The sequence below is a fragment of the Fibrobacter sp. UWB12 genome (genome assembly GCF_900142485.1).
Taxonomy (GTDB): domain Bacteria; phylum Fibrobacterota; class Fibrobacteria; order Fibrobacterales; family Fibrobacteraceae; genus Fibrobacter.
Window position 1 is genome coordinate 135388 of sequence record NZ_FRAZ01000004.1, and the last position, 14801, is coordinate 150188.

Below are 14801 nucleotides of genomic sequence, written 5' to 3' on the forward strand. Positions count from 1 at the left end.
TTTTAAAAAGGAATAACAAAAATGGCAAAGCAATTGAAGTTTGATGTAGCAGCTCGCGAATCCCTCATGAAGGGCGTTGACAAGCTCGCCAATGCAGTTAAGGTTACTCTCGGTCCTAAGGGCCGTAACGTCATGATCGCACGTTCCTTCGGTGCTCCGAACGTCACTAAGGACGGTGTTTCTGTCGCTAAGGAAGTCGAACTCGAAGACGCATACGAAAATCTCGGCGCACAGATGGCCAAGGAAGTTGCCAACAAGACTTCTGACGCTGCAGGTGACGGTACCACGACTGCAACCGTTCTTGCTCAGGCAATCACTCGTGAAGGCTTGAAGAACGTCGCTGCAGGAGCAAACCCGATGGACATCAAGCGCGGTATGGACGCTGCTGTCGAAGCTGTGATCAAGGAAGTCGGCAAGATGGCCGTCAAGATCAACGGCAAGGAACACATCGCCCAGGTTGCAACGATTTCTGCTAACAACGACCCGGAAATTGGCGAACTCCTCGCCAACGCAATGGAAAAGGTCGGCAACGATGGCGTCATCACCATCGAAGAATCCAAGACTGCTGAAACCGTCCTCGACGTTGTCGAAGGTATGCAGTTCGACCGTGGCTACCTCTCTCCGTACTTCGTCACGAACACGGACAGCATGGAAGTCGCTCTCGAAAATCCGTACATTCTCCTGTACGACAAGAAGATTTCTACCATGAAGGATTTGCTCCCGATGCTCGAACACGTTGCAAAGCAGGGCAAGTCTCTCCTCATCATCGCCGAAGACGTCGATGGCGAAGCTCTCGCAACGCTCGTTGTGAACAAGATGCGCGGCACCTTGAAGGTTGCTGCCGTTAAGGCTCCGGGCTTTGGCGACCGTCGTAAGGCCATGCTCGAAGATATCGCAATCCTCACTGGCGGTATGCTCGTCTCCGAAGACACGGGTGCTAAGCTCGAAGATGCTCCGGTTACCGTTCTCGGTAAGGCAAAGTCCATCACCATCACGAAGGACAACACCACGATCGTCGAAGGTGCTGGCGACGCCGCTTCTATCAAGGGCCGTATCGCTCAGATCAAAAAGCAGATCGAAGCTACCACGAGCGACTATGACCGTGAAAAGCTCCAGGAACGCTTGGCAAAGCTCGCCGGTGGCGTTGCTGTGATCAAGGTCGGTGCTGCTACCGAAGTTGAAATGAAGGAAAAGAAGGACCGCGTCGACGACGCTATGCACGCAACTCGTGCTGCTGTCGAAGAAGGTATCGTTCCGGGTGGTGGCGTTGCTCTCATCCGCGCTGAAAAGGCTATCGACGCTCTCACGTTCGACAATGCCGACCAGAAGACTGGTGCTGCAATCATCCGCCGCGCTATCGAAGAACCGCTCCGCCAGATCGTCCAGAACGCTGGCCTCGAAGGCTCTGTCGTGGTGAACAAGGTCAAGGAAGGCAAGGACGGCTTTGGCTATAACGCTAAGACCGACACTTACGAAGACCTCATCAAGGCTGGCGTCATTGACCCGGCTAAGGTGACCCGCACGGCTCTCAAGAACGCCTCCTCCATCGCTTCGATGATCCTTACGACTGACTGCGTGATTACCGAAAAGAAGGAACCGAAGGCTCCGGCAGCTCCGGCTATGGATCCGTCCATGGGCATGGGTGGCATGATGTAATCCGCTAGAATTTCATATTCTAACTCCACTAAAATCCCGACTCTAACGAGCTCGGGATTTTTTGTGTAGATTGACGCCATCGATTCCCTCCCCTCTCGTCTTTCCGAACGAAGTGAGGAATCCAGTCATTTCTCGTTTCGCAATACAAGACTTTACTGGGTCCTTCACTTTGGTTCAGGACGATACAAAAAAGGAGCCGCACAGGCTCCTTCAAATCTTGACTAGTAACTAGCAACTAATAACTAGTAACTCAATTAGAACATCTTTCTTGTATTGCGCTTGGGCTGCGGCTCAGGTTCCTTCTTGCCCTTCTTTTTCTTGGGCTGCGGAGCTTCGTAGCGGTTGTTTTCGACAACACCCTTGTTGCTGAACAAAGTAGCGTTATCAGCAGACTTTGTCTGAGAACTGAAGTGGTTACCATCGCAACGTTCCGTCGGACCATACCCCGCCGTATAAAGGCAGTAAGACTTTTCAGAGCAGAACTCGCCCGCAACAAGACCCGTATGGTTACAAATGCCACGGCTAATCACGCCAGGCGGGACCGGGAATGGGAGCTTCGGCAAATCCTTGTGTAACCTAGCCATCGTAGCCATCCAAATCGGGAGAGCGTCTTCGGTACCCGTATGACCGGCACCCATGGTCCCCGGAGTATCGGACCCCACCCAGACACCCATCGTGTACTGTTTGGTAAAGCCGATGTACCAAGTATCCGTGTAGTCGTTGGTCGTACCGGTCTTACCTCCGCTCGGATGGCGGAAACCAGAAGCCCAGACACGGCCAGCCGTACCACGAACGTTCACGTCCTTAAGCATATCGACCATCAAGTAAGCCGATGCCGGGCGCAACACTTCGTGTTCAACCTTTGAATTCTTTTCGAGAATTTCACCATTGCGGTCCACGATAGATTCAATCATGTACGGTTCAATGCGATTACCGCCGTTCGGGAACACCGTGTAAGCAGAAGTCATTTCCATGAGCGTTGCACCCACAGAACCGAGAGCCAAGCTCGGGACAGCCTGCAACGGAGCACGCTTGATGCCGAACTTGCGGGCATAGTTCACCACGTTGCTGAGACCATACTTCATGCCGGTCAAAATGGCAGGCAAGTTCTTGGACTTGTAGAGAGCGCGGCGGAGCGTCATCATGCCTTCGAAGTCATGTTCGAAGTTACCCGGGCGCCAAACCTTGTTCGGGTTCTTGTCATCCGGATCCGGGATTGTCACCGGCTGGTCATTCACGGAGTCGCACGGGCTTGCGCCATTGTCCATGGCGGTCGAGTAAACAATCGGCTTGAACGAAGAACCCGGCTGGCGCAAAGACTGCACAGCGCGGTTCCACTTGGACTTGTTAAAGTCACTTCCGCCCACCATGGCTCGAATTGCACCAGTCTCGTTTTCAATGATAATAGCAGCAACTTCTGCATGATGATAACGGATACTGTCCGGGAAGCGGGTAAACTGACCACGTCTATTCTTCACCGTATCCGCAGAAAGGTATTCCTTCTTGAAGAGGGTATAGACACTATCGAAATGAGCGACAACGCTATCTTCGGGCATGCCATACTTCTTAGTAAGTTGGAGCCTGCGGGTAGCGCGGTACTTGATACGGCGACGGACCCTTTCAACCTGAGCATAGGCTACGCTATCGAGGAATGCCTGGATATCCGGATCAATCGTACTGTAGACGGACACACCATCAGCATAGAGCGAGTTTTCGCCGTACTTCTTCTCCATATACTTGCGTATTTCTTCGAAGAAATAAAGACCATTCCCGGTAACTTCTTCCTTCTTGGCAAGTTCAATCGGAGTACTCACATACTTGTGGTATTCATCGCGAGTGATATAGCCTGCATCGTACATGGCGAAAAGAACAGTGTTACGACGACGGAGAGAATTCTTTGGATGACGGTCCGGACGGTACGTTTCAGGGCGCTGCAACATACCGGCGAGCACAGCATATTCCGGGATAGAAAGACTATCAAGCGGCTTGCCGAAGTAGTATTTGCCTGCAGCCTGAAAACCGTAATTACCGCCTGCGAGGTAAACTTCGTTCATGTAGAACTCGAGAATTTCTTCCTTCGTGTAGGTCTGTTCAATTCGAATAGCCGTCATCATTTCCTTGATCTTACGGGAAAGGGAACGTTCCGGCGTGAGGAACAGAAGCTTGGTGAGCTGCTGCGTCAAGGTCGATGCACCGCGAAGTTTATTGCCAGACACGGCACTTTCGATAATTGCCGAAGGAATCGCCCAAACGTTCATGCCCCAATGCTTATAGAAAGCGCGGTCTTCGGTCGCCATCACGGCTTGGATTGCCTTTTGCGGAATCGAATCAATTGAAGTCCATTCACGGCGTTCCACGAAATATTCGTGAGCAATTTGACCATCCTTATCATAGATATTCGTCACAAGGCGCGGATTGATCTGTTCCAACTGCGAGAGCGACGGCAGTTCCGGCGAGTAATGGATATAGACGATAAGAGCTGCAATGAAGGCCAAAATAATTGGGCACATCAGAATAAAGAACCAGCGGAAAACCTTGTTTGCGAACGCAATTTTCAATACGTTCCAAATTTTCTGCCAAGCGATGGAACCATACTTCTTGATGGCCGAGCCTAAAATTTTCATGAAAGCTTTGAACTTATTCATTTTCATCAACACTAAAAAAGTTTGGGGACAAAAATAGCTAAAGAACGAAATCTATTCAATTATAGGGGATCGCAATTAGGGGTTAAATAGGGGGTATAAGCAATTGCGAATGGTCAAAACGAGAATGCAAACGGTCAAAATAGGAATGCGCGAAACTTTTTTCAAAAAAATTCATTTTTTTTGCCCTTTACCCTTGACATTATTTTTGATTAATCTATATTTGTGCCCGTCAACGAGAGAAGACAACAAAACGCGGATGTAGCCCAACTGGATAGAGCGTTTGGCTACGAACCAAAAGGCTCCAGGTTCGAGTCCTGGCACCCGCAGAAGAAAAGGTCAGTCGCAAGACTGGCCTTTTCTGTTTTTGTTTTTACGAGAAACAGGAGCCTGCGTGAGCCATAAGCGACCGGTATCAACCGGTCGTGTTGGCGAGAGGACGAGCCATGACTTTTTTATCGCGATGTGGGCTCGTCCGGTCTTCATACCGCTCCAGGTTCGAGTCCTGGCACCCGCAGAAGAAAAGGTCAGTCGCAAGACTGGCCTTTTCTGCTTTTTGTACGCCGCAGGAAAACACGCTGAGAACGCGAAGAATGCGCCGGGAATGCTAGGGGGAATGCAAGAACTGCACCTATTACAATGTCATTCCGGCCGGAGCCCGTCCTGAGCGAAAGTCGAAGGATGCCGGAATCACCTGTTTTTGTATGTTCTTTTCATAAATGATTGTAAACGCCAAGTTCTCTCAAGAAGGTGACCCCGGAATAAAAGCTACCAAGGCGAATGCTGCGAAAATGCTTGCATTTTCATAGCTGAGCCGAAGTGCTTTGTACCTGTACAAATCCGGGGAGACAGTAAGCAGGCCAAGGTGACAGCGTCAGAATGACGTAATGGGTACACCCCTCAGAATGACGCAATAGAAAACGCTACAAGTTTTTGGGATGGAAGCTTTTGCGGTGAGCAGGAGTAAAGCCTTGACGGCGGATGGCGTCGAGGTGAGCTTTGGTGCCGTAACCGGCGTGTTTGTCAAAACCGTACCCCGGATAAAGTTCTTCTAATTTATCCATATAGCGGTCACGGAATACTTTGGCAAGAATCGAGGCAGCCGATATGCTTGCAATGCGGCCATCACCTTTGACGATGGGCATCTGGTTGTCTTGCGGCATTTTGTCGATTTTAAGATTGCCATCGACGGCGATTAAGATTTTAGGACAAGATGGCGACCCCGGAATAAATCCGGGGTGACAAGTCTGCGCAGCTTCAGCAAAAGAGCCTTTGACTTCGACAGGGATTTCAGGAGCAGATTCGTTCAAACCCGGAAATCCAAGAGCTTGCAAAGCACGGCGCATTGCCAAAAAGTCCGCTTCGAGAATGTTGATTTCGTCAATTTCTTCGACACTCGCGCTAGCAATCGCATAGCATGCACAAGCATCCTTTACCGCATCAAACATCGCTTCGCGTTTTGGGCGAGAAAGTTTCTTGGAATCGTTCAAAGTCAAAAGCGCATCGGGCGACTTGAGCACAGCGGCACAAGCAACAACAGGACCAGCAAGCGGTCCACGCCCCACTTCGTCAATGCCCACGACAATCGCGGAATTTTCCGACGCACATCCAGAACTCGCGCCATTCGCACCCGCAGAAAACAAATCCAAATCACCGCCAAAAGCGAGTGGATTAGCAGCGAACTTGCGCAGCGCCACCTCCCCTTCTACCGGGGATTCAATGTTTTCTAAAAATGCGGGCAGTTTGAATTTCATAGACCAAGCGAGGCCGCGTATTCTTTAATAGTCTTCCAATACAAGGCATGTTCTTGCACGAGGACGCGAGCGGCAAGCGTGTCAGGCGTATCGTCCGGCATCACAGGAACTTTAGTCTGCGCCAAGATGCGACCGCGATCGATTTCTTCACTTACGAGATGCACCGTCGGGCCAGATTCCGTTTCATGAGCGGCAAGCACAGCTTCGTGAACGTGATGTCCAAAGAAGCCCTTACCGCCAAATTTCGGCAACAGAGACGGGTGAATATTCAAAATGCGGTCCGGCATACGCTGGAGCATGCAAAGCGGGAGCGCCTTCATGTACCCCGCCAAAATCAAAAGGTCCACATCGTACTTGTCGAGAACTTCAAGCATAGCAGCTTCGTACGCAGCCTGATCGGGATGAGTCTTACCCGAAATATGATGCACCGGGATTCCGAATTCTTCGGCATGATGCACAGCACCACAACCCGCGTTGTTCGTAATCAAAAACTTGCACTGGGCTTCGAGGTCACCCTCGCCAATGCGATCAATAATCGCTTTGAAGTTGCTTCCACCGCCGGAAGCCATGACGCCAATTTTAAACATGCGCCCAAATATAGATTATTCACTCTCTATGGTCTATTCCAGGTGGAGTGCGGAGGTAATAAATAAGGCACGGCACCACAATGCATACAATCCAAACAAAGAAATTGACGTAGACGAACCACGATTCAAAGGTCACGTGAGCAGGGATTACGTATGCTTTCAACAGGGAAAACACCACAACGAGGAAAACACCGGGAAACAAGTGAGCAATCAACTTAGTCATACCCTAAAAATAAATCAATCAGAAGCAATTAATGTAAATAGTTTGAAAAAATGACGCATTTCTAATTACTATCTTTCCCCCCGTATAAACCTTTAAAATATCGGACCTCATTATGAGCATTAAAGAATATCTTGCCGGTGCAAAAATGTCCGGCTCCGTCCAAAAGCTGATGACCCCGGGTCTCGCTGTGGAATTCATTCAGCCGTGGTACACCCCGCTTTCAACAACTCCTTCCACCACGGGTATTGCCGTGGGCGGTATCGGTTCTACGTTTACCGCAACGCCTGCAGGCACGACTCCCGTGATGAACGTGATGCCGGGCGTCCAGGTTCGCACCGAAAAGGCTTCTGACCTCCGCTTCAACAACTTCTTCTTCAAGGAAGCAGTCCTCAGCGCAAAGGCTGCGCTCGTGATTGGCAACTTCGCCGCATTCGGCATTTACAACAACAACTTCCCGCTCCTCGACGAGAGCGGCGCACGCGTTTTCGGCGACGCCGACATGAAGGACCAGAAGAAGGCCGAAGCCAAGCTCAACAAGGTTCTAGCCGACAAGACTTTCTTCGAAACGAACAAGGCCGCTTTTGAACGCTGGCACATCCAGTTTAGCGACCGCACCCAGGCTTTGATCGCTGCAGGTAAGGACACAGCCGCCATCAACCGCGCCGTACTCATCGACTTCTTCGACGGCATGGTTGGCGAAAAGGCCGCCCGCGAAGGCGCCCTCACCGCCGCTTGGACAAACGACAGCGAATTCCTCGGCCAGCCGGGTTATGACGCCGCCAAGATGAAGTACACCGCCCTCTATCCGGTCAGCGAAACCGTTTACGAAGGCAAGGGTGTCGCCATCACCAAGACGCAGTCCAGCTACGTGACTCCGGGCGACGAACGCCTCTCCAGCCTCCCGGTGAACGCTACCGTCTTTACGCTCGAAAACAACACCAAGGAAACCCGCGAAGTGACGATCGTCCAGATTCAGGACAGCATCACGGGCTACATGGCAAAGAAGGACCGCCAAGGAGTTCAAGACTCCAGCTTTGTTCTCGTTCCGGTCGCACGTTTTCCGAAGGGTGTGCAGTTCGACAAGGAACTCGAAGATGGCCGCTCCGTTCGCGGTATCGAATTTTATAACGAAAAGGCTCTCGCCGAAAGCGACTTCAACGGTTGCATGGGCGTGAGCGTGGCTTGGAACAAGAAGGACAACCTCAATGTTTCCGTGAAGCCGATGTTCTACCAGGACGACGCCAAGTCCGTCTTGAAGGCAGCACTCCAGAGCGGTCGCGTTGCAAACTCCTGGGTCAAGAACGTCTACAGCGGACGTGAAACGATTGCCGGCGCCATCGCCGTTACCGCAGTCCTCAAGCCGAAGCAGAAGGTCAGTTTCCAGTTCAACATGGTGCTCGATTTCCCGGAAATCAAGCTGAACAAGCTCACCTCCGCCAAGAAGTACACCGCATTCTACCCGGAAGCATACGGCCGTGTGGTCGCCCTCCTTACGGAAGCTCTCGCCGCCGACAAGACTTTTGACGATCGCCTCAAGGCATTTGAAAACCTTGTTCCGAAGAAGCCGGTTGCAAAGCTCTACAAGACCGCCGCCAAGCAGGCTGAATTCAAGAGCCTCGCCATCAACACGCTCAGCTTCCTCGCCGAAGCCACCGTGTGGGACAAGGAAGACCGTTTCCTCGTCCGCGAATGCGCCGACTATCCGTTCTTCAACTCTCTCGACGTTTACTTCTACGGCAGCTTTAGCTTGCTCGCCCTCATGCCGCGCCTCGATGGCGTTGTGATGAAGCGCTTTGGCGATGCCATTCTCGCCGTGAACAACAACCGTCGCCGTCACCACGAATTTGTGAACCTCCCCTACGCCGACCTCCCGGATCCGAAGCTCGAAGGCCCGCGCGCTGTGCGTGGCGCTGTGATTCACGACCTCGGTAGCCCCTTCGACGCCGAACCGGATGCCTACGACTGGCACAATGTTAAGGAATGGAAGGACCTCGCTCCGAAATACGTACTCATGGTCTACCGTCACTACCACAAGACGAAGGACATGCAGTGCCTCGCCGATTGCAAGGAAGCCGTTTACGCCGCCATGGAATACCTCGAAAAGATGGTGAACCCGGGCGAAAACTTCCCGCTCACGCACGGTACGGACGACACGTTCGACAACCTCTGCAGCTACGGCATCTCCGTTTACTGCGGTTCCCTCTGGATTGCAGGCCTCCGCGCTGCCGCAAAGATTGCAGAGCTCCTCGGCGATAACGATCAGGCCGCCAAGTGGAACGAAAAGTCCGAAGCAGCCAACAAGGAATTCACGGAATCTCTGTGGGACGAAAACGAAGGCTACTTCCGCTTCTTCGTGACCCCGATGGAAATGAAGGACTTGAATGTCGAAAAGTACGCCGAACTCCGCGAAGCCGTGAAGGTATCGCTCGAACTCCCGGAAGATCCGAACGCAGGCGTGAAGGCCATCAACGAATGGCTCTGCGCAGGCGAAATCCCGGACGGCGAAGACCTCTCCAAGAACGAACTCCGCGGCCTCAAGAAGGCTTGGATTACGGCTCAGTGCAAGGAAGCCTTCACCAAGAGCTGGGAAGCAAAGATTGCAAACGACTGCGACGACGTGTTCGCCGATACGATGCTTGCCGATACCTACCTCCGCTTGCTCGACCTCGAACCGATTACCGACAGCGTGAAGGCCAAGTCTAACTTGCTCAGAATTTTCAATACGAACTATAAGGCCAACAGCCCGCTCATCGGTGCCGCAAACCTTGTCCGTAAAGACGGTTCTCCGCTCGACGAATTCAACTTCCAGGCTCACGACGTTTGGATTGGCATTCAGTACAGCATCATGACCGCCATGATGTTCCACGGTTTGGAAAAGGAAGCCTCCGTGCTCGCCGATTCCATGATCGGAAACCTCTATGACGAAGCACGCGTTCCGTTTGCTGCACCGGAAGGATTCAACGGTTCTTGCCGCCTCCACCCGGAAGCTCTCGTTGCAAAGTTCGGGCTCAGCGCAACTGCCGCCGACAAGATGCACAAGGAACTCCTGAAGAAGGGCGCTCTCCTCGCCGATTCCCGCATCAGCCCGAAGCTCCCGCGCAATCTCGCCGCCTTCACAAAGGCTTTCGGCGCCATTGCCAAGAGCAACAAGGTCGATGTGAACGAGCTCTTCACGCTGCTCCACAGCACGGCACTCAAGTACACCGCTGGTAAGTACTTCCGTCCGGGCATGGTGTTCGCTCTGCTTTACTAAGAAGACCGCTCGGCTCTATCGCAATATAGAACCTCCGTCTTCGCCTCGCTCTCGCAACAACGCCCGGTTAATACCGGGCGTTTTTTTGCTCACAACAAGTAAGGAAAACGTCTAGGCTTCGGTCTACAAATTGCACGCGAACAAGACCTTGGTCTTTGACCAACGATTGTTCGCTTAGCAATTTGCCAAAACAAATTTGCGCAGGTCAAATGGCCTGCGCTTTTTTCATATTACATTATAAACGGCTATGGAGGAAACTCGTAATAATCGATCTAATTTTACTTAAGCCATTTTTCACAAGCGCTCGTTCTTCTTTAAATACACAAACCACGCCTGTATAAATTAAAACACCCACAAAAATATACACGAAACTCAAAAAATAGCTTTCGTTCTTAGGTAAAAAGTAAATTATAAGACTCATTACGATTGAAGAAAAAAATGCTGGAAAAACATTAAAAAGCATCTTTTGAGGACTGATTTTTATAAAGAAAAGCATTAGAAGCATATTAACTAAAATGAGTTCAAATCGAACTAATGAACGGGCCATGCACAACACATCAAAATCATGGTGAACAAAGACCAAAACAACGGGCAATAAAACAGCAATATGTAAACACTGCGCAAAAACCGATAATTTGGGTTTTCCTTTTGCTCGATATACTTCACTACTATAATGAGATAAAATAATAGTTATAGAGCTCATCAACCCCCAAAGTCCAACAAAAAGAATTGCATCGTGCCATTGATTTCCTAAAAGAACTTTAACCACCAAATCCTTAAAAAGAAAAATTCCAAAACCTAAAGGGATTACCAATAACCCCACAATTTTTTGGAATGAAAAAAAGACTTTCTTGAATTCCTCATCATCATTTTGTAAACGAGATAAAGACGAATATAAAATCGGAGTTGTTGCGGATGTAATTAATCCCATTATTTGACCGACTGTCGTCATAGAGGTCCTATACACCCCCAAAAAATGTTGATTCAAAACAGAGCCAACAATAAAAATATCGATATATCCAGTCAACCAAATACTTACAGATTCAAACATGGACCACATGCTAAAAGAAAACATTTCCTTTAAGCAAGTCATATTAAAATACAATTTGGGTTTCCATGGTGATTTTATTGTCAAAATCAAAGCATTAGAGAAACTCTGAGCAATCATTCCAATAATTAAAGCCCAATAGCTACGAGTAAAAAACGCTAATGGTATAGTTATAACTAAAGGAATCAATGTTCCAACAAAGCGGACAATAAATAAAGTTTTAAAATCAAAATGTCTTTTAAATATCGCCGACTGTATACTGAAAAAGGACGATATAGGAATACAAATACAAGAAACAATAACAACTAATTCTTTTCCTGGGCATCCCACTAATAAAGAAATTTTCTTTGAAAAAAGACAAATTAATCCCCATATCACAAGAGACAATAAAAGATTGCAAACAAAAGCAACAGAAACAGCCTTGTATTTTTCTTCATCTGAAGGAAATTCATGTTGAATCAAATATTTATGAAAACCAGCATCAGAGAATATTTCGGCAAAAGAAATTATCATTGTTGCTGTTACAAGAATGCCAAAAGCTTCAGGCGTCAACAATCGAGCAAGAACAACAGTTGATATAGGAACGACTAATTTCGAAACAATTTCAGCAATTGTAGACCATTTAACAGCCGTTATCATTTGTTTTTTTAAATCTTGAGCCATAATTATTTTTTCAATAAGCCTTCTATCCAAAGCTCTCGATGAGCTTCACATTCAATGAAATTTCGAAGTGCGAGCAACTCGTCTTTACTATACGCACTTGTCAATTTTTTTACAATCCTACCATGTGTTAGGCGATTCAATATTCTACATATTATTCTATGTCTAAAACCAGAGCAAACAATCAAATAATTTTGCAACATGGATGGAGCGAATTTTGCAAATTCTTTTAGAATAAAACCGTCTTCTTTTATTTGTTCGCTACGAATTTTGAACGCATCAATAATTTTCTCAGCATCATCACCAGTAGCAAGGCGAACACCATTTTCAAATTTAACTAAAGGCAAATAATTTATAGAAAAATCATCTTCTATCTTTATTAAAAGACTGTGTTCTGCAAATGGGTTGACACAATCATCGAATAAAAAATTTCCTTGTCCATACACGATTGTGCCTTCAGCATACTTTTCTTCACAACCTATACAGTGACTATGCTGGCAAACAACCAAATCGGCACCTTTTTCAACAAACTTACGACAGACCTTCTGCAACATCGGCGATGGATATTGATAATACTCTTTTCCGCCATGATAAAGGACAACTACAAAATCACATTCAGCCTTTAAAGCAACAACATGGTCAAAAGACTCTAATGCATCAAATGGATTGCCCCCAGCATTATTTTCACTTGCAATAGAAAACTCATGTTCCGCACAAGCATAAAAGCCGATGCGTTTCCCTTTTATATTTTTTACAAAAGGCTTTCGAGCTTGTTCTAAATTTTCGCCGGCACCTAAATATGAGATTTCATTCTTTTTCAGCAAGTCAATCGTCGAAGTAAGCCCAGTTTCGCCTTGATCCATTATGTGATTATTCGCCAAGGTAAAAAGATCAACGCCTAGCTTTTTAATTCCCAATATAGTAGAACAATCTGCTCGTAAAGCAGGGCCACACTTGTCTATTGGAGCAACATCATTCGTCAACGGAGTTTCAAGATTAAAAACGCGATAATCAGTATCTTTAAAAATTTGGATAAGATCACTTCCAACAAGATACTCTATATTTTCTTTTTCAAAATAAGAACTATTTCTTTCCGTAGGAACAATGTCAGCGCCAATAATAATAGACATTATTAAACCTTTTCTATTTATCGATTTTGATATTTAACAATTTCCTGATCAATAATTGCACCATTTTCAAAAATCATGGAATCTTTCAAAACCTTACCAATATTTCCACTCATTAATTCCTCAATATAAGGATAAATAATCTTGGAATTATTATACGAAAAAGTTTTGTAGAATAACGATGGAGTGTGGTCAACGGCATAATGAACTACTCCATCTACAACATACGTAGGTTTCTCAATTGTAGTCGGCACACTTGTTTCAATTCCGCCATGTCTATCACAACTTACGTCAATAATCATGGATCCACGTTTCATCCGATTAAGATCGTTTTTCGAAACAACGTGATCCTTGCGATTTACATCCCAAAGAATACAGTTCACAACGACATCATAATTGCCGATTTCATCACGCAACAATTGTTCAGTCTTACGTCCATATTGCATAACATGAGCACCAAGCATATTCAAAACGCGAACTGCACCTCTTGCGGTATTACCATTACCAATAACAGCAACCTTCAAACCGAAAGGTAAGCGACCATAGCATTGGAACGCATGAATAACAGCGGATTCTCCAGCAAGTTCATTATTGAACCAAAAAGTATGCCGTCCATTTTCAAACATGTGTTCCCAAGCAAAAGCAGTTAATCCCGAAGCAATAATTTTATCAGTAATATCACGATTTTGTGTTGCATGGACCCAACCAAATATCGTTTGCCCTTTATTTAGTTTTTCAAGATAATCGGCGTCACCAATTTTAGGGTCACAAATAATATCAGCCTTAAGAACTTCTTCATGTGATACGATCTGACAACCTATAGACTTAAAATCAGAATCAGTCAATCCAAGAACATCACCAAAACCAGATTCAATATAAATCAACTCAGGATGAGCCATTTTTTTCAAATCTTCGGGAACTATGGCACGGCGTTTTTCGTTTTCCTTGTGGCTAATCGGGAAACCAACAGTTTTCATTTTCTATCTCCTTGTAATTTTACTTAAATCTATCTTCTGACCGAAATACACATCTGTTTCTGGCAAAAGGTTTGCGTCAAATCCGCTGTCGGGATAAAAAGTCATCTCACCAAAATAAATTTTTCCATCACATTCAAATAAATCAACACGAACAAACGGAATATCTTTAGATAGTTTTGCTGCAATCTCGAACATTTCATCCATACAGGGGGGTTTTGGTATGGTAAAATCATCAGGTGCATTTTTTCCGCGGACATTTAACCGTTTTAAATTCCAATCTTTATCGAAAAAGTAAAATTTAACATCATTCAGATGACGATCAAGGCAAACCATCACACAATCAACGACCCCATTGAAACAAGAGAATTTATAATCAACAAAAGCACCATTGCGATCTTCCATATATTGTTCAGCAATGATGCGAGGATGTACATTTTTATAGGGCCATTCTCGACCACTATAGAAAAAATTCCGTTTTAACGCCTTGGTGAATCTCTTTTGAGCCTCGATCTTATCCAATTTTGATTTATCTTTGCAAATGAAATAACTACCAGAATCATGGGTACATTTTAACACAAATTGATTTGGTAATTTTTCAAAATCAATTTCCTCGAATTTATCCCATACGCCTAAAGTCGGTATAATATACGAATCGCCAATTTGTCTAGCAGCCCAATTTTTTACAGCATATTTATCTACGAGTGTTGTGTAAAGAGGATTCCTATTATGAAGTTTTAACCATTGCAATTTTTCATTGAATGTTTTAGGAGTTCTTAAATTCAAATTTTTTCCCATTATCTTCTTATATGCATTTTTCAAATATATAGAATCTGGTATTAATTTGAGAAGTTCATGTTTAATGTTCATAATAGAC

At 46.6% G+C, this 14801-nt stretch carries 10 protein-coding genes and 1 tRNA gene; 3 read left to right on the forward strand and 8 right to left on the reverse strand.

The features are described from left to right. Positions 1-21: 21 nt before the first annotated feature. Complete coding sequence (groL, locus tag BUA34_RS07495) at positions 22-1656, forward strand: chaperonin GroEL (RefSeq protein WP_072828114.1); 1635 nt, start codon at positions 22-24, stop codon at positions 1654-1656. Positions 1657-1910: 254 nt separating this feature from the next. Here groL and BUA34_RS07500 read toward each other — a convergent pair whose 3' ends face one another. Beyond that, a complete protein-coding gene (locus tag BUA34_RS07500) occupies positions 1911-4301 on the reverse strand; it encodes a penicillin-binding protein 1A (protein ID WP_072828115.1) in 2391 nt (796 codons plus the stop codon). A 252-nt stretch (positions 4302-4553) separates the two neighbouring features. Between BUA34_RS07500 and BUA34_RS07505 the strand changes: the two genes are divergently transcribed. Beyond that, positions 4554-4627 (forward strand) — tRNA-Arg (locus BUA34_RS07505). A gap of 594 nt (positions 4628-5221) precedes the next feature. On the opposite strand, the gene BUA34_RS07515 is transcribed toward BUA34_RS07505, so the two are convergent. Genes BUA34_RS07515 through BUA34_RS07525 form a run of 3 tightly spaced genes read right to left on the reverse strand, consistent with a single transcriptional unit; the run spans position 5222 to position 6862 of the window. Beyond that, complete coding sequence (locus tag BUA34_RS07515; protein WP_072828117.1) at positions 5222-6052, reverse strand: ribonuclease HII; 831 nt, start codon at positions 6050-6052, stop codon at positions 5222-5224. After that, positions 6049-6639 carry a phosphoribosylglycinamide formyltransferase gene (purN, locus tag BUA34_RS07520; RefSeq protein ID WP_072828118.1) on the reverse strand — a complete coding sequence of 197 codons (591 nt, stop codon included), beginning with the start codon at positions 6637-6639 and terminating at the stop codon, positions 6049-6051. The genes BUA34_RS07515 and purN overlap by 4 nt, the downstream gene beginning before the upstream one ends. A gap of 19 nt (positions 6640-6658) precedes the next feature. Next, a complete protein-coding gene (locus tag BUA34_RS07525) occupies positions 6659-6862 on the reverse strand; it encodes a hypothetical protein (RefSeq protein ID WP_072828119.1) in 204 nt (67 codons plus the stop codon). Between the two features lie 112 nt (positions 6863-6974). Between BUA34_RS07525 and BUA34_RS07530 the strand changes: the two genes are divergently transcribed. Further along, complete coding sequence (locus tag BUA34_RS07530) at positions 6975-10115, forward strand: GH116 family glycosyl hydrolase (protein WP_072828120.1); 3141 nt, start codon at positions 6975-6977, stop codon at positions 10113-10115. A 235-nt stretch (positions 10116-10350) separates the two neighbouring features. Here BUA34_RS07530 and BUA34_RS07535 read toward each other — a convergent pair whose 3' ends face one another. From BUA34_RS07535 to BUA34_RS07550, 4 genes are read right to left on the reverse strand one after another with little or no spacing between them, the layout of a single operon-like run. Beyond that, entirely contained in the window at positions 10351-11856 is a 1506-nt protein-coding gene (locus BUA34_RS07535) for a lipopolysaccharide biosynthesis protein (RefSeq protein WP_217650182.1), read from the reverse strand. Beyond that, positions 11829-12953 carry a CapA family protein gene (locus BUA34_RS07540; protein WP_072828122.1) on the reverse strand — a complete coding sequence of 375 codons (1125 nt, stop codon included), beginning with the start codon at positions 12951-12953 and terminating at the stop codon, positions 11829-11831. Before BUA34_RS07540 ends, BUA34_RS07535 begins: the two co-directional genes overlap by 28 nt. 17 nt (positions 12954-12970) lie before the next feature. Beyond that, complete coding sequence (locus BUA34_RS07545; RefSeq protein WP_072828123.1) at positions 12971-13927, reverse strand: N(5)-(carboxyethyl)ornithine synthase; 957 nt, start codon at positions 13925-13927, stop codon at positions 12971-12973. A gap of 3 nt (positions 13928-13930) precedes the next feature. Beyond that, positions 13931-14794, reverse strand: coding sequence for an ATP-grasp fold amidoligase family protein (locus BUA34_RS07550; protein WP_072828124.1), 864 nt, complete (start codon positions 14792-14794; stop codon positions 13931-13933). Positions 14795-14801 lie beyond the last annotated feature (7 nt).